The sequence below is a fragment of the Novosphingobium rhizovicinum genome (genome assembly GCF_040813635.1).
Classification (GTDB): domain Bacteria; phylum Pseudomonadota; class Alphaproteobacteria; order Sphingomonadales; family Sphingomonadaceae; genus Novosphingobium; species Novosphingobium rhizovicinum.
In genome coordinates this window covers 165053-180212 of record NZ_JBFNXR010000052.1, presented here as the reverse complement: position 1 = coordinate 180212, position 15160 = coordinate 165053, and the positions used below count along the sequence as shown (strand labels likewise).

Genomic DNA, 15160 nt, shown 5'->3' with positions numbered 1-15160 from the left:
GTGTGTTGAGCCCTGATGACCGTGCCCACCACTATCCTGTTCCCGACCGACTTCGCCGGTCGTTGTGACCGGCCGCGCGAGCGTGCAGCCCTGCTCGCAAGGGAGTGGGGGGGCAGGCTCGTCCTCTTGCATGTCCTGTCCGGAGAAAGCGCCAACCTGGTTGTGCTGGAAGAGGCGACCGGGCGGGCTGAAGCCAGCTTGCGCGAGGAGGTGCGCGGCGAGGGCTTCGAGGTCGCGACAAAGGTAGCGACCGGCGATGTCGCGCAGGCCGTGCTGGAGGCTGCCACACAGTTCGAGGCAGACGTCATCGTGACCGGCCTGTCGCGTCGGGATGGCCTGAGCGACTACCTAGTCGGGAGCACGGTAGAAAGGGTCGCGCGCTCCAGCCGCTTGCCCGTGCTCGTGGTCAAGGAACAATCCGCGGCAGAATACCGCCGGATCGCCGTCGCGACCGATTTCTCGACTTCCTCGACGGAGGCCCTGCGCGTGGCTTTGGCAACATTTCCCCGCGCGACATTTTCTCTGGTCCATGCCTACCATGTCCGGTGGGAAGCCATCCGCGGGCGCGACGAACCCGCCGCCGCGCAACAGGCCGAGATCGCAGATGAACTCGATCGCTTTCTCGCTTCCTTCCCGCCCGCGCTTCGTGAGCGCCTCGACGTCACGGTCGACTATGGCGATGAATGCCGTGTCGTCAGTGACCATGTGCAGGTGAACGGCATCGATCTGGCTGTCGTGGGAACACGGGGCCGGTCAGGGCTGGTGGCCGCGGTTCTGGGAAGCACGGCGCGGGCGCTTGTCGAGTGCCTCGATTGCGACGTTCTGCTGGTGCCGCAGCGCTCGGACGATGAATAAGCTGCATCCTGGGGCCGAGAAAATGTCGCCGGAGAACCAGCCGACAAAACAGAGGACGAACCTGCAGGCGGACAGGAAAGCCAAGCTCGCGCATCTTGCCATCCTTGTCGTTCTACAAGTGGTGATGGTCGTCGAACTCACGTTCCTGGTGCTGGATCGGCAGTGGATCCACGTCTTCCTTGTCGCCGCCATCATGATCGCCATGCTGGCGCCCACGCTGCTCCATTCGCGGTCATTGGCTCTCATTCCGCCCGAGATACAGATCCTGGCTATGCTGTTCGCGTTCGCCACTCTGTTTCTGGGAGAGGTGCAAGACTACTACGAGCGGTACTGGTGGTGGGATCTGCTTCTGCATACGACCGCAGGCCTGCTGATGGGCATGCTGGGTTTCCTGATCGTCTATATCCTCAACGAAGACAGCCAGGTGGATCTGCACATGCGTCCATCGTTCCTGGCGCTGTTTGCCTTTTCCTTCTCGCAAGCGATCGGGGCGGTATGGGAAATCTTCGAGTTCGCTATGGACCAGCTGTTCGGGATGACTATGCAAAAGCCCATGTTGGGCGATAGCTCGGGCCTGACCGACACGATGTTCGATCTGATCGTCAACGCTGTCGGTGCCGCAGTGATCAGTCTGGCGGGCTGGCGATACCTGAGACTCTCGCGAACTTCGTACGTCGACGGCTGGGTCGCGCGCTTTATCGCCCGTAACCCAAGACTATTCGGCGACTGATGCCTGCAGGCTAGTGGATGGAAGCCCGCGCCACTGCGTGACCCTTTCGGCCTCTCTCGCGTCTCGGCAGTAGCGGCACAACTCTTGTGCGACCGGTCTGTAAAATTAAGCACATTTCAAGCACCGGCTCTTACGACCGGGCTATGGACGTCTCCGGTCTTCCCTCTTTTGTTCAGGACAGCGTCCCGCTCTCGACGCTGCTCGGCTATCTGCAAACGTCGAGCGACAGTATCGTTGTCGTCGACGGAAATCGGCAGCCCATCTACCTGAACGACCGTGCGCGTGAGGAAATGGCGCAGTATGCGGCGCAACTGGGCGAGGATTTTCTTGCCGAGGTGGTGGAAGGGGGCAAAGGCGACGAACTGACCCGGCTGTGCTGTGAGGCGGCCGACTCAGGCAAGCCCGTGTCGTTCGAGGCCCGACTCGACTGGCTGGATGCATGGTACGAGATTCAGGCCACCGCAATCGATGGCAACATGATCTTGCGCTTTCGCAACATCAGCGACAGGCGGGAGGCGGAAGAGCGGCTACGGGCGGCAGAAGAGCGGTACCGTCTTGCGGCCAACGCGACCAAGGATCTGATCTGGGATTACGACGTCCGCGCGGGCAGCATCGACTGGAGCGATGCCCTGCGCCAGTTCGGCTATAGCCTGCAGAACTTGCGATGCGAAATCGAGTGGTGGCGCCAGCGTGTCCATCCAGTCGATCGCGCTCGTGTGGTGGAGAGCCTCGATGAGGCACTCGCATCGGGTAGGGACCGCTGGAGCAGCAGATACCGCTTCATGCGGGCTGACGGGTCTTACGTTGTGGTCAGAGATGGCGGGTTTGTTATCCGCGATCAGGATGGAAAGCCGCTTCGCATGGTGGGGTCCATCACGGACCTCACCGAAGATCATGATGCGCGGCAGGAACTCGCACGCACCCGATCCCTCAGCCATTCTATTGCGGCGGCGGCGCAGATCACAGTCCATGTCGTCGAGCCGGACGGGACCATCATGTATGAGCACGCGTTCGATGCTCACAACCGAAACGACGTGCAACTTGTGCAGAGCGTCGGCCAGAACTGGTTTGATCAGCTTCCGCACGAGTCAGCCGTTGCCGCTCGCGCGTGCGTTGCGCGTGTGTTCGCTGAGAAGCGTGAGGAGCGGCTTCAAGTCCGAATGGTCGCGGAATCTGGCGTGGAGTGCTGGCTCGACCTGACGATCACTCCGATCTCGGTAGGCGTGGAAGAGCCGCGCGTCATGATCTCGGCGTTCGATGTGACGGCGCTGCAGCAGCTACGGCAGTCGCTTCGGGAGACGCAGCTCGTCCACCAGAGTATCCTGGAGGCCAGTGCCGACTGGATCATGATCCTGGGTACGCGCGGAGAGATCAAGCTCATCAACGAGCCGGGCTTGCGGATGCTTGAGATCTCCCAGCCAGAGCTCCTCCTTGAGAAGCAATGGGCCGAGTTGTGGCCGGAGGGCGTGCGCCAGACGATCGGTTCTGCACTCAGCGAGGCGAACGACAGCCGTAGTGCCAGGTTCACGGAATGTGCCCTTACCGCTGCCGGAACCCCGAAGTGGTGGGACGTGGTGCTCACGCCCATGCTGGACGATGCGGGACGGGTCATTCGCCTGCTTGCGATAGCGCGCGATATTACGAGCGCCCGCATGCAAGCAGAAGAGATCCGATGGGCCAGCGAGCACGACGCGCTGACCTCCCTGCCCAATCGCCGCTCGTTCCAGTCGCGCTTGCAGGAAGCGACGGCGGGCGCTGCGACGCAAGGCGCAGCGGTCGGGCTGCTGCTGATTGATCTGGACCACTTCAAACACGTGAACGATTCGCTGGGACACGCGGCCGGGGACTGCCTGTTGATCGGGTTTGCCGAGCGTCTGCGCGAATGCGTTGAGCCCCGTGGCATCGTTGCGCGCGTTGGCGGCGACGAGTTTGCCGTTATCGTCGACGACATCCGCAGGCCTCAGGAACTTGCGCAGATCGGCGATAAGATCCTCAAGCAGATGCAGGCCCCCTTTGCCTACGAAGACCGAATTATCTCTGCCGGTGCCAGCATCGGTGCGGCGCTGTTCCCCGACGATGCGGCAAGTGGGCACGAACTGTTCAAGAGCGCAGACATCGCGCTCTATGCGCTAAAGGAAACAGGACGCGGCGGCCTTCGGATGTTCCACAGCCATCTGCGCGAAGAGGCGCAGCTGGTCGCATCGCAGTTGAGCCTTGCCCGTACGGTTCTGCGCGAGGCTTCCATCGTTCCCTTCTATCAACCGAGAATCGAGCTGCATTCCGGCAGAATTCTCGGCTTCGAAGCCTTGCTGCGTTGGCAGCACGCGACAAACGGGATTCAGGAGCCGGCAACAATCCTCGCGAGCTTTCGCGAATACGACATTGCGTCGGGCCTCGGCGAGCTGATGTACACGAGCGTGCTGCGCGATCTGGCGCGATGGCGTGCGCAGAACGTGGAAGTGGGCCGCGTTTCCATCAATGTCGCCCCAGCCGAGTTTCTGCGCGACAACTATGCCGAACGCCTGCTCAGCACGATGGCGGCTATCGGCATTCCTCCTCATGACGTCGAAATCGAAGTCACCGAGCATGTGTTCTTTGACCGGGGAACGCATTACGTCATTCGCGCGCTGCAGAAGCTCAAGGATGCGGGCGTGCAGATCGCACTCGATGATTTCGGCACCGGCTACTCATCGCTATCCCACTTGCGCGACTTGCCTGTCGATGTCGTGAAGATCGACCGTTCGTTCATCTCCAGAGCGCTTGAAGATCCCGAAATCGGTTCGATCGTCACCGCAGTGGTGGAACTGGCCCGTAGCCTCTCCCTGCAGGTCGTGGCCGAAGGGATCGAGACAGAAGCGCAACGCTCCTATCTTCTCTCGCACCAATGTCATCAGGGCCAGGGATACTTGTTCCATCGTCCGATGCCCGCCGGAATGGTGGCGGAGACGCTCCGCCATCACGCGGAAATCATCGCCGCCGGGGCGCCAACTCTCAAGATCTGAGCGGCAGGCCGTACGGCGCTGCGGCGCCGCCAAGCCGTCTCCAGCCAACGCAAAGCGGAAGCTGCTCTCCCGATCGTGCGCCTTGCTCGTCGTTCGACGATCTTTCGTCTTGATCGTGCAATTCAATTGGCTAACATCACGACGAACGAAAAGACGACAGGGGAGGGGAAGGAGCGGCTGAGCGGCGCTGGCACGGTATTCCTGGGTGCCTTTGCAGTCGTTGACCGTCATCTGCCCCCACCGGAATCGCGACATCCGTGACCGCCATGACTGGCGGTGCGCGAAGATGAGCCGCCAACAAAAGAATACCGGCGGTGCCATGAAGGGGAGAGGACGATGATGAAGAATGGCTACAAGGCGGCCCTGTGGCTTGGCGGCGCTCTTGGCGCACTGGCGGCGGGCACACCGGCGCTGGCGCAGACCAGCGAGGGCATGGCGCGCATCGACGACGAGGCGATTATCGTCACGGCGCGCCGCGTGGAGGAGAACCTCCAGGACGTGCCGATTTCGATCACGGTGTTCAATCAGGAGCAGCTCAACAATCGCAACGTTGCGGTCGCTTCCGACTTGGCAACTTACACGCCGTCCCTCTCGATCAATCAGCGGTACGGCCCGGAAAAGTCATCGTTCGCCATTCGCGGCTTCAATCAGGAGATCAGCACCGCGCCCACGGTCGGCGTGTACTTCGCCGATGTTGTGGGCGTCCGTGCGCAGGGAGGCACCGTTTCGGGCAGCACGGTGGGAGCGGGCGCCTTCACTGACCTTCAGAACGTGCAGGTGCTCAAAGGACCGCAAGGCACTCTGTTCGGACGCAACACGACCGGCGGCGCTGTGCTTCTGGTTCCGCGCAAGCCGACCGACAGGCTGGAAGGCATGATCGAAGGCACTTACGGCAATTACGACCAGAAGCGCGTCCAGGGTGCCATCAACGTGCCGCTCGCCGAGACGTTCAAGGTCAGGTTGGCGTTCGACCGCAACAAGCGCGACGGCTATTTGAAGAACCAGGCTGACGTCGGCCCAGACGCATACGCCGATCTTAATTACACGTACCTGAGGTTGAGCGTCGTAGGCGATTTGACCCCCGATCTCGAGAACTACACCATTGCGCACTACAGCCGGTCGAACACCAATGGCTATGCCGCGCGGCTGGCCGTGTGCGATCGCAACCCGATCGATTTCACCGATCCCAGCGGCATCAAGACCCCTGGCAATCCGAACTTCAGCTTCCAGCGTGTGGTCACCGCGGCGGCGGCATGTGACCAGATCGATCGCCAGGCTGCGCGCGGCGACGGGCCGCTTGACGTGGACGTGGGCGCGCGGGACCCATTCCTCAAGCTTGAGCAATGGCAGATCATCAACACCACGACATGGCGGGCCAGCGACCTCATCACGGTCAAGAACATTGTCAGCTACGGAGAAATCCGCGAGCATTCCTCGTTCTCGTTGAACAGCGACAACTTTTTCGTGCCGGAGCTGCCCTTTCCACTGACCGGACAGCTTGCGGCGACCCGAGGACAACCGTTCGACGTGATCGAGCTTGATGTGTCACCGGGGCACCCCAGTGCCGGCCAGTCCACCACTACCGAGGAGCTGCAGGTCCAGGGGCAATCGGCAGATGGCAAGCTGGATTTCGTCGTGGGCGGCTATCTTGAGTTTAGCCGACCCATCGGCTGGAGCCAGCAGCGCACCGGCATCTACGGCAACTGCACCAATCCTTCTGCACTTGAGTGCACCACACCGATCGGCTTTGCCCTGATTTCGCAATCGCGCACAAAGTTCGATTTCGACAACCACGGGATCTTTGCACAAGCCAGCTACGACCTGACTGACGCGCTGACGCTGACCGGCGGTGTACGCTATACGTTCGACAAGATCTCCGGCGTGAGTGAGAGTACGCGCTATACGTACGCGCCGATCCCCGGGCTTGGACAGCAGCTCATCTCGCTCGATTGCAATGACAACATTACACGCCCCAACGTGAACATTGCGCCTCCCGTCATCATCCCCGGCATTGGCCAGGTCGCGGGTGGAGACGGCTCGGGCGACTTGTCGAAGTGCCGCGTCACCCAGGAGGTGAATTCGAAAGAGCCGACCTGGCTCATCAATCTCGATTACAAGCCCAACCGGGATATCCTGCTCTATGCCAAGTATGCCCGCGGCTATCGGCAGGGAGGGCTCAACTTCACGACAGTGGGGCTGGAGACCTGGGAGCCAGAGACCGTCGATGCATATGAAATCGGCGCCAAGACGAGCTTCCATGGCGGGGTGCGCGGGTACTTCAACCTTGCGGCGTTCTACAATGACTTGAAGGGCCAGCAGATTTTCGGCGGCCTGGTTCCTCGCGCCGACAGCGGCCTTTCCGGCGCCGCAGGCATCGTCAATGCGGGCTCATCGACGTTGAAGGGCATTGAGGTCGATGCGGCTGTCACCTTGTTCGACAACCTCAACCTGAGCCTTGGCTACACATACCTCGACACCGAGATCAAGGAACTGGTGATCCCCGATCTGACGGGGACTCTTTATGTGTTCTTCGAAGCTTACGCTAAAGAGGGTGGGCCGCTCACCTATTCGCCCAAGCATCGTTTGACGACCACCGCGACCTACACACTGCCGCTTGATGAGGGTGTCGGCAGGGTCTCGCTGGGCGCCACGTACACCTACACGTCGGAGCAGGTCGCCAACGAGGAATCGGTGATCGGCGTCTTGCCATCATCCAACCTGCTCAATCTCAATCTGAATTGGGACAGGGTAGGCGGTTCCGACTTCGACCTGGCGCTGTTTGCCACCAACGTCACAGATGAGCGCTATCTCGTCAGTGTCACCGGCGGGCTTAACGCATATGGCTTCGACGCGAAGCAGTACGGCGCACCCAGAATGTACGGCGTGCGCCTGCGCTACAACTTCGGCACCTGATCCCTGCGGGAGCCCGATCGCCCTTATGCGGGTGATCGGGCGTCCTGACGCGATTGAAGGGGCGGGGTGAGTGAACGCGAGGCCTCGCTCATCCCGCACCGCCGTAATCCCGCTGCGTCGTACATGGAAAATCAGGTGTTGGTCTGGAGGACTCTTCCGGCGCGGATCTCATCCATGGCGTCCTTCCCGAAGAAGTCGTCCATGGGATCGGGAGCTTTTCCCTGCTCCAGGCCGCCGTCTGCGGAAAGTGTCTGTCCGGTCACCCAGCCCGCGTCGGGACCGGCAAGGAAGCGCACGGCGCGCGCAACGTCCTCCGGCCGGCCGACCCGCCGCAGCGGCGTTTCGCTGACGTATTCGCGAACCATCTGTGCGAACTCTGTCTCACGCTCAGGAGGCAGGGTGAGGCCGGGCCGAACGGCATTCACCCGGATGCCGGCACCACCCAGTTCGAAGGCGGCGGCCCGTACAAAGCGCTCCACGGCGGCCTTGGCGGAGCCGTAGATGCTCAGCCCCCAGCCAGCCTGCACCGCTGCCGCAGAGGAGACACAGATGATCGAGCCTCCCGCTTTCATGAGCGGTGCGGCGTGCCGGACCGCAAGAAAGGCTGACGCGAAGTTGATGTCGAATTCCCGGCGCACCTCTTCCAGCTCGCGCATGAGCAGGGGTTTGAACACCGGCTCGCCTACGACGGAAACGACGATGTCCAGCCGTCCGGCAAGTCGATGCGCTTGATCCAGAGCGGCCCGCACGTCCGCTTCGCTGGTGGCGTTCCCGGCACAGGTCTCGATCAGGGCACCCGGAACTTCACTGCGCAGACGATCGCGTGCCTCCTCAAGCGGCGCGGCTTTGCGGCTCATCATCACCACGCGCGCGCCATCCTCGGCCAACAAACGCGCAGTGGCGTAGCCGATCCCCTGACTGGCCCCGCTGACGAGAGCGGTCATGCCCTCAAGTTGCATCGTACTCATCCATGTCGCTCCTGCTGGCCTCTCCACAATAGTGTTCGTCAGAATGTTAGCGAGACCATGGTCTGTCAAGCGCTGGGCCCGTGCCCTCGGTGCACCCTTGGCTCCGCTTCGCGCGAAAGCGGTTGACAAAGGCGCCTCCCGCTAACATCACTTGGCTAACAATATGACGAACAATGATGGCAAGAGGATGCGATGGGGAGCCACGAGCCCAACTTCTACAAAGACCTTGAGGTCGTGCAGGACCCCAGGAGCTATTTCACCATCCTCCGGCAGCGGGGCCCCGTCACCTGGGAGCCGCACCACAACACGCTGATGGTGACCGGCTTCGAGGAGGCGCAGGAGGTTCTCAACGATAAGGAGGGCATCTATTCGAACGCCGCCTCCGTCGTGGGGCCGATCCCCGGCCTGCCGTTCAAGCCGGAGGGCTCCGACATCCGTGAACAGCTCGACGCACACCGCGCCGAAATGCCGTGGGCCGATCACCTCGTGGCGTTCGATGGAAAGAAACACACGGAGTACCGCGCGCTGCTGGGCGGACTGCTGACATACAAGCGGCTGAAGCAGAACGAGGAATATCTTTACGGACTGGTCGACCGGCTGATCGACAACTTCATCGGCAAGGGGGCGTGCGACGTCAATCCCGAGTTCGCCCACGCCACGACAGTCTATGCCATCTCCGATCTCATGGGCATTCCGATGGAGCATCGTCCGCTTCTGCTGGAGCAGATCGGTGCGCCGCCAAGCCAGCTGGAAGGCGACATCGGCAAGATCGGTCCGGACCCGCTGGAAGCGATGAAGCCGCTGTTCGACGGCTATCTGCGTGACCGGCAGGAGAACGATCGCGGCGACCTGATGTCCGAACTGGTTCGCACCAAGTTCAAGGACGGTTCGGAGCCGGACTTCGAGATCCTCTCCGGCCTTGCGCGGTTCCTGTTCGGGGCAGGGCAGGATACCACCTCGCGCCTGATTGCGATGGGCATTCTGATCCTGGCCGACAATCCGGAGCTGCAGGCGCGTTTGCGCGCGGAGCCGGGGCGGATCAAGGACTTCATCGAAGAGTGCCTGCGCTACGATGCGCCCGTCAAGGTCTCCTACCGCCTTGCGCTTCAGGATACCCGCGTCGGCGGAGTCGACGTTCCGGCAGGGACGATCCTGACTGTCCTGCTGGCGGCGGCGAGCAACGATCCGAACAAGTTCGAGAACCCTGAAACCTTCGACATCGATCGGCCCCACGTGCGCGATCACATGGGCTTTAGCCGGGGTGTGCATGGTTGCCTTGGCGCGCCGCTGGGGCGGATGGAATCGCGCATCGCCCTTGAAAAGCTGCTTGAACGTATCCCCAACTTCTGGATTTCGGAGAAGCATCACGGTCCGGCAGGTGCCCGCCAGTTTCGCTTCGAGCCGACTTACAGCTTCCGCAGCCTGGCCGATCTGCACATAGAGTTCGACCCGATCTCGCGCCAGTGAGCCTGATCCCACCTCGATGAGTCCGGGCCGATCGGGTGAAGAGGTCCGTCAGACCGTAAGACCCGCCGTCGTTTGCTCGTCGGCGGGCATCGTCGGAGGCGGTCCATAGTCCTGGAAGCCGTACAGCTCCCCGGACAGGTCTACAGGCCCCCAATAGCAGAAATCGAAGTGACGCCAAGCGAACAGCCAGTCGGCGCCGCTCTGGGCGAAGCGCTCGTAGTAGATGCCGATCGAACTGGCCGCGCCACCGCCTTTCAGGAAGGCGCGCTCAACGGCGTAGGTTCGCCCGCTTACCGTACCACCTTCGATGTCCAGGATGGGATGGCTGAAGCTCATCAATACGCGCTCGTTGCCCGCGCCCAGTTCAAGCAAGGCGCGGCCGATCGCCTCGCGGCCGCGTACCCGCAGGCCGGCGATCTTCCACTCGGCCTCCTGGGTAAAGCATCCGCCGAATGCGACGGGGTCCCTGCGCCATACAGCGTCCGCACACAGCGCATGAAGGCGGCGTATGCCCAACTCGGCGGCCAGACGATCGACCATACGCCCCTCTCTCTCTCCGTTATCAGATCAAGCGGTCTCACCCGCGTCGGCCAGAATTGTGCTTCCCGTCATGAACATCGAAAGGTCGGAGGCCGCAAACAGCACAGCCCGCGCGATGTCATCGGGAACACCGACCCTGCCCAGCGCGGAGCTCAGCGTGGCGCCGATTTCCGTTCGCACACGCTCCGGCAATTCGGCCAGGGCGGCCATATTGCCTTCGGTCTCGCAGAACGTGGGCGCGACACCCAGCACGCGGATGTCATGCGGGGCCAGTTCGATGGCGAGCTGCTTGCACAGGCCACGCACGCCATGCTTGGTGGCCACATAGGCCGCCATGCCCGGCGCAACACCCTTGAAACCCGCGGTCGAGACGACGTTGATGAGGACCCCCTTGGTCCCGGTCGCGATCATACGCCTGGCCGCTTCCTGGCAGCAGACAAAGACGCCCCTCAGATTGACTGCCGAGGTCTGGTCCCAGATCGCATCGGTCATGTCGCCCAGCAGCACGTTGGGATAAAGGCCCGCGTTGTTCACCCAGACATGGAGGCCGCCGAGTTCGCTTTGTGCAAGATCGGCCGCGGCGCGGATCGAATCCGAGACTGTCACGTCCAGCTGCGTGGCGATCACCTGCGTGCCGTAGCGTTGTGACAGATCCTGCGCGGCTTTCTCCGCCACGTCGATCTTGAGATCGGCGATCAGGACCTTGGCGCCAGCCTCTGCAAGGCGGCGTGCCATGGCGCGTCCCAGACCTTGTGCGCCGCCTGTCACGACCGCGACGCGGCCTTTCAGAGAGACGAGTTCGGCAATGGACCGCTCGCTTACATCAGGCACCGCCATCAGGCGCGCCCCGCATCGCCGAACGGGATCAGGCCGTCCTCATAATCGATATCGCCAAGGATGATGTTGGTGTTCATCGCCTCCCCGGCTACGCGCTCCCAGAGCACCAGCTTGTCGTGCCAGGGTGAGTCCGGGTGGTCGTCCAGCAGAGGGCCTACGTCAAAGCCCAGCTTTTCCAGCCGTGCCTTGTGCGCATCGAGATCACGCACGCCGAACACGACGGAGGTGACGCCTTCGCCCTTGGTCTCCAGCTCGCTCCACAGCCAGGTGTTGAAATCAGTGCGCTCCTCCATGGGGGCGACAACTTCGAGACCGGCTTCCCAGCTGATGCACATGGTGAAGCCCATGTCCTTGCGTGCGAAGCGGGTCAGTGTAGCGCCGGTTAGTTTTTCGAGTTGCGCGACATTGGCGTCGAGGTTCTCGGGACGCGAGATCCATGCGACGTGATCGACGTGGTTGATGAACTTTTGCATCGTTGTCGTGTCCTCTCCTTTATGTGCGCTTGTTCTAAACTGCGGCGCCTCCGTTTACGCCCAGTAGCTGCGCTGTGATGTACCCGGCGTCTTCTGCGACGAAGAAGCAGCAGGCGGCGGCGATCTCTTCCGGTTGTCCCAGGCGTGGGATCGGATAGCTTTGCAGTATTTGCTCGTAGGGGACCGGAAACAGGTCACCATCGATGGCCCGCCGGGACATCGGCGTATCGATAAAGCCGGGCGACACAGAGTTGACCGTGATGCCCTTGCGGCCCAGCTCCAGGGCCAGAGACCGTGTCATCGCAATGATCGCGCCCTTGCTGGCGGTATAGAGCGCCATATCGGGCGCGCCGGTCTGCGCTCCGATGGCAGACAGGTTGACGATCCGACCCCATCCCGCCGCTTCCATGTCCGGCAGGACTTCCTGCGTGACGATGTAGAAGCCCTTGAGGTTCACCTCCATGACCCGATCCCAGGTGACATCGTCCAGTTCGCCAAGCGGAGAGAAGTTTTCGACCGCTGCGTTGTTGATGAGGATGGTGACGGGGCCGAGCTGCGCACGCACGCTGTCCAGCGCCGCGCGCACACCGGCACGGTCGGAAATATCCGCAGCAACGGCGACGGCTTGGCCGCCTTGCGCCACGATCTCCCCGGCTACCGCCTGGGCTCCCCCTCCATCCACATCCAGCACGGCGACCGCGCGACCCTCGCGAGCCAGGCGCAGGCTCGTTGCCTTGCCCATGCCCGATGCGCCGCCGGTGACGAGGGCAACTCTTGTTCTCATCGTATGGTGTCCGGGTGCTTAGAGCATCACCGCGCCGCCCTCGACACCGATCGTCTGGCCGGTCACGAAGTCGGAGGCGTCGCTTGCCAGGAAGATCGCCGTCGGTGCGATGTCCTCGGGCGCGCCGAAGCGGCCCATGGCGACTTTCGCCAGCTCGGCATCGTAGCTCTTGCTCTCTTCCAGGTACCAGATCGCCTTGGGCGAAAGAGCGCTCGGCAGGATGGTGTTGACGCGGATCTTGTCCTGTCCCCACTCGCGCGCGGCTGTCTTGGTAAGGGTGCGGATCGCCTCCTTGCTGGCTGCGTAGGCCAGGAAACCCGGCTCGCAACGGATGCCATAGGACGATCCCATGTTGATGATCGATCCGCCGCCTTGCTCCTTCATATGGGGATAGCAGGCCTGCATCAGCTGGAGCGATCCGAAGAATGCCGACTGGAAGTCCACCTTGCAGTTCTCCTCCATCTTGGGGTCCGACAAGGGCAGGTAATCGGTGAAAGAGTGCGCGTTGTTCACCAGGATATCGATCCGGCCCCAGTCGGACATCGCCTTCTCGACCGTAGCCTTCGATTGTTCGAGCTCCCCGGCAACGGCATCCAGCACCTGGCAGGTGCCGCCCGCATCGGAGATCTTCTTTGCGACGTCTTCCAGCTTGCTCAGGGTGCGGCCGGTGATCAGCACCTTGGCGCCTTCACGAGCATAGCCGGCGGCGATCGCCTCTCCAATTCCCTGACCCGCGCCTGTGACGATAGCGACCTTGCCCTCGAGCACTCCCATATCCATCTCCCATCCGTTTGTTCGTCGTTGTGTTAGCGAGGGGTTCCCTGCCGGTCAATGCCGATCGGCCTGCATCTCAGGGGCAGCTTCCACCATTCACACCGATGACCTGACCGGTTGTGAAGCTCGCATCCTCGGACACGAAGTAGGCGATTGCGGCAGCCGCCTCATGCGGCTGGCCGACGCGCGGGATCGGGTAGTTCGCCACGATCTGCTCGTACGCGAAGGGGAGCAGGTTCGCATCGATGGCGCGCTGAGCCATCGGAGTGAGCACAAGGCCGGGAGAGATCGCGTTGACGGTGATGCCCTTGCGCCCAAGCTCGACGGCAAGCGACCGGGTGATCGCCATGACGCCCCCTTTGCTTGCCGTGTAGTGGACCATGTTCGCCGCTCCGATCTGGGCACCCAGCCCGGTCAGGTTGACGATCCTGCCCCATCCGGCAGCTTCCATGTCCGGCACTACGGTCTGCGTGACGATGTAGAGGCCTTTCAGGTTGACCTCCAGGACGTGATCCCAGGCCGCATCGTCGATCTGCTCGAAGGGCGTAAACTCCTCCACGCCTGCGTTGTTCACGAGTACGGTGATAGGCCCGAAGGCCGCGCGAACCTGCGCCACGGCTTGCTCCACCGCCTCCCGGTTAGCGACATCCGCCTTCACGGCGATGGCTTCACCGCCCGCTTCGATGATGGCGTCGGCTACTGCGTTCACGTTCTCGATCCGGCGCCCGAGAACACCGACCTTCATCCCGTCCCGCGCAAGGCGATGGCACGTTGCTTCGCCAATTCCCGCGCCGCCGCCGGTGACCAGAGCTGTCCTCATGTGAGCTTCTCGCGCAGCGTGCAGCGTTCGATCAGGCCGATGGTCTCCTCGCCGTCCCAGCTGTACCGCGCGGTGCCCTGATGCAGGACTGAGGTATCGGCCATTTCGAATTTGTGGTGATCGAACATGGAAAGCAGGGTCTCGCCCATGATGCGCACATCTCCCTCGCTGGTGGACAGCAGCAGGCTGGCATCATCCTGCTCGATCAGCTGGCGCATCCATGGTGCCTCGCTGACGGTCGCCGCCAGTTTGCGACCGTCAGGTGTGATGACGAAGGCCTCGTTGAACACCACCGGCCCCTCCGGTCCCGGCGCCATCACGATGGCACCAAAAGCGCGGCCGGAGGGCCAGACGGCGGAGTGCTGGCAGTGCCCCATGGCGCTTCCCATGTGGCGCACACCCTGGCGCCGTACCCGCATTCCCGTGCCCTCGATCGGCTGTCGCTTGCCCTCGACCTCGATCCAGCCGGTGACCGTGCAGAGCTGCTCGTAGCGAACGCCGCCCATCAATGCTCCGGCGTCCCCTCGCGCCATCTGGCGGGCAGCCTCAGCGGTCATGCCGCCCATGAGCCATGGCGGGGCAACCATCTCGGCTTCCACATGAAAGGTCAGATGTGATGGAGCCGTGCTTTCGGGGCCAGCCATCTCCTGCGCAGTGCTTGACCGGACCGTTCGACCATCGAAGTCCAGAGTCCAGCGCCGGAACGGTTCGATGCACTCGAACCGCAGGCCTCCTGCGCGCCGGACGGCGGGTAGGCCCTGGCCGTTGAGCTCTATATTCCCCGGCTCCTGCGACCATACCCGCAGGGTCTGGCCGTCCTGCTGAACGTAGTTGAGCTGAACCCACGGCCTCTCCCAGGTCTCTCCGATGCTGTCGAAGGCTACGCGCGGCAGTGCGAAACGGCCACTCCTTTCGAGGATCCACAATGTCGCGGAATCGCGCATGGCAGGATCCACGGGCCTGCTGGAGCGAAACCATTCGAGGGCGGGATCGAGCT

13 protein-coding genes are annotated in these 15160 nt (G+C 62.5%); 5 read left to right on the top strand and 8 right to left on the bottom strand.

Annotated elements, in window-relative coordinates; translation table 11 throughout:
• The first annotated feature begins 15 nt into the window (after positions 1-15).
• The 4 genes from ABUH87_RS15070 to ABUH87_RS15055 all read left to right on the top strand — a co-directional run bounded on the left by ABUH87_RS15070 (position 16) and on the right by ABUH87_RS15055 (position 7500).
• Complete coding sequence (locus ABUH87_RS15070; protein ID WP_367774909.1) at positions 16-855, top strand: universal stress protein; 840 nt, start codon at positions 16-18, stop codon at positions 853-855.
• Positions 848-1585: a DUF2238 domain-containing protein gene (locus ABUH87_RS15065; RefSeq protein WP_367774908.1), complete on the top strand. Its 738-nt coding sequence runs from the start codon at positions 848-850 to the stop codon at positions 1583-1585. Before ABUH87_RS15070 ends, ABUH87_RS15065 begins: the two co-directional genes overlap by 8 nt.
• Positions 1586-1728: 143 nt before the next feature.
• Complete coding sequence (locus tag ABUH87_RS15060; RefSeq protein ID WP_367774907.1) at positions 1729-4587, top strand: EAL domain-containing protein; 2859 nt, start codon at positions 1729-1731, stop codon at positions 4585-4587.
• A gap of 336 nt (positions 4588-4923) precedes the next feature.
• On the top strand, positions 4924-7500 hold the full coding sequence (locus tag ABUH87_RS15055; RefSeq protein ID WP_367774906.1) for a TonB-dependent receptor: 2577 nt from the start codon (positions 4924-4926) through the stop codon (positions 7498-7500).
• A gap of 131 nt (positions 7501-7631) precedes the next feature.
• On the opposite strand, the gene ABUH87_RS15050 is transcribed toward ABUH87_RS15055, so the two are convergent.
• Complete coding sequence (locus ABUH87_RS15050; protein WP_367774905.1) at positions 7632-8468, bottom strand: SDR family NAD(P)-dependent oxidoreductase; 837 nt, start codon at positions 8466-8468, stop codon at positions 7632-7634.
• 192 nt (positions 8469-8660) lie between these two features.
• On the opposite strand from ABUH87_RS15050, the gene ABUH87_RS15045 reads away from it, so the two are divergent.
• Entirely contained in the window at positions 8661-9935 is a 1275-nt protein-coding gene (locus ABUH87_RS15045) for a cytochrome P450 (RefSeq protein ID WP_367774904.1), read from the top strand.
• A gap of 48 nt (positions 9936-9983) precedes the next feature.
• Here the strand turns inward: ABUH87_RS15045 and ABUH87_RS15040 are convergent, their stop codons facing one another.
• From ABUH87_RS15040 to ABUH87_RS15010, 7 genes are all read right to left on the bottom strand, one after another.
• A complete protein-coding gene (locus tag ABUH87_RS15040; RefSeq protein ID WP_367774903.1) occupies positions 9984-10475 on the bottom strand; it encodes a nuclear transport factor 2 family protein in 492 nt (163 codons plus the stop codon).
• A gap of 27 nt (positions 10476-10502) precedes the next feature.
• Positions 10503-11312 (bottom strand): SDR family NAD(P)-dependent oxidoreductase, encoded by an 810-nt coding sequence (locus ABUH87_RS15035; RefSeq protein WP_367774902.1) that lies wholly within the window; start codon positions 11310-11312, stop codon positions 10503-10505.
• Positions 11312-11785 carry a VOC family protein gene (locus ABUH87_RS15030; protein ID WP_367774901.1) on the bottom strand — a complete coding sequence of 158 codons (474 nt, stop codon included), beginning with the start codon at positions 11783-11785 and terminating at the stop codon, positions 11312-11314. The genes ABUH87_RS15035 and ABUH87_RS15030 overlap by 1 nt, the downstream gene beginning before the upstream one ends.
• Positions 11786-11819: 34 nt before the next feature.
• Positions 11820-12569 carry an SDR family NAD(P)-dependent oxidoreductase gene (locus ABUH87_RS15025; RefSeq protein WP_367774900.1) on the bottom strand — a complete coding sequence of 250 codons (750 nt, stop codon included), beginning with the start codon at positions 12567-12569 and terminating at the stop codon, positions 11820-11822.
• Between the two features lie 18 nt (positions 12570-12587).
• On the bottom strand, positions 12588-13343 hold the full coding sequence (locus ABUH87_RS15020; RefSeq protein WP_367774899.1) for an SDR family NAD(P)-dependent oxidoreductase: 756 nt from the start codon (positions 13341-13343) through the stop codon (positions 12588-12590).
• Between the two features lie 76 nt (positions 13344-13419).
• On the bottom strand, positions 13420-14163 hold the full coding sequence (locus ABUH87_RS15015) for an SDR family NAD(P)-dependent oxidoreductase (protein ID WP_367774898.1): 744 nt from the start codon (positions 14161-14163) through the stop codon (positions 13420-13422).
• Entirely contained in the window at positions 14160-15107 is a 948-nt protein-coding gene (locus ABUH87_RS15010; RefSeq protein ID WP_367774897.1) for a hypothetical protein, read from the bottom strand. The genes ABUH87_RS15015 and ABUH87_RS15010 overlap by 4 nt, the downstream gene beginning before the upstream one ends.
• Positions 15108-15160 lie beyond the last annotated feature (53 nt).

Excerpts from the sequence above, each read along its gene's own strand:
- ABUH87_RS15070 (WP_367774909.1), top strand. The coding sequence starts at position 16 with ATGACCGTGCCCACCACTATCCTGTTCCCGACCGACTTCGCCGGTCGT.
- ABUH87_RS15065 (WP_367774908.1), top strand. The coding sequence starts at position 848 with ATGAATAAGCTGCATCCTGGGGCCGAGAAAATGTCGCCGGAGAACCAG.
- ABUH87_RS15060 (WP_367774907.1), top strand. The coding sequence starts at position 1,729 with ATGGACGTCTCCGGTCTTCCCTCTTTTGTTCAGGACAGCGTCCCGCTC.
- ABUH87_RS15055 (WP_367774906.1), top strand. The coding sequence starts at position 4,924 with ATGATGAAGAATGGCTACAAGGCGGCCCTGTGGCTTGGCGGCGCTCTT.
- ABUH87_RS15050 (WP_367774905.1), bottom strand. The coding sequence starts at position 8,468 with ATGAGTACGATGCAACTTGAGGGCATGACCGCTCTCGTCAGCGGGGCC.
- ABUH87_RS15045 (WP_367774904.1), top strand. The coding sequence starts at position 8,661 with ATGGGGAGCCACGAGCCCAACTTCTACAAAGACCTTGAGGTCGTGCAG.
- ABUH87_RS15040 (WP_367774903.1), bottom strand. The coding sequence starts at position 10,475 with ATGGTCGATCGTCTGGCCGCCGAGTTGGGCATACGCCGCCTTCATGCG.
- ABUH87_RS15035 (WP_367774902.1), bottom strand. The coding sequence starts at position 11,312 with ATGGCGGTGCCTGATGTAAGCGAGCGGTCCATTGCCGAACTCGTCTCT.
- ABUH87_RS15030 (WP_367774901.1), bottom strand. The coding sequence starts at position 11,785 with ATGCAAAAGTTCATCAACCACGTCGATCACGTCGCATGGATCTCGCGT.
- ABUH87_RS15025 (WP_367774900.1), bottom strand. The coding sequence starts at position 12,569 with ATGAGAACAAGAGTTGCCCTCGTCACCGGCGGCGCATCGGGCATGGGC.
- ABUH87_RS15020 (WP_367774899.1), bottom strand. The coding sequence starts at position 13,343 with ATGGGAGTGCTCGAGGGCAAGGTCGCTATCGTCACAGGCGCGGGTCAG.
- ABUH87_RS15015 (WP_367774898.1), bottom strand. The coding sequence starts at position 14,163 with ATGAGGACAGCTCTGGTCACCGGCGGCGGCGCGGGAATTGGCGAAGCA.
- ABUH87_RS15010 (WP_367774897.1), bottom strand. The coding sequence starts at position 15,107 with ATGCGCGATTCCGCGACATTGTGGATCCTCGAAAGGAGTGGCCGTTTC.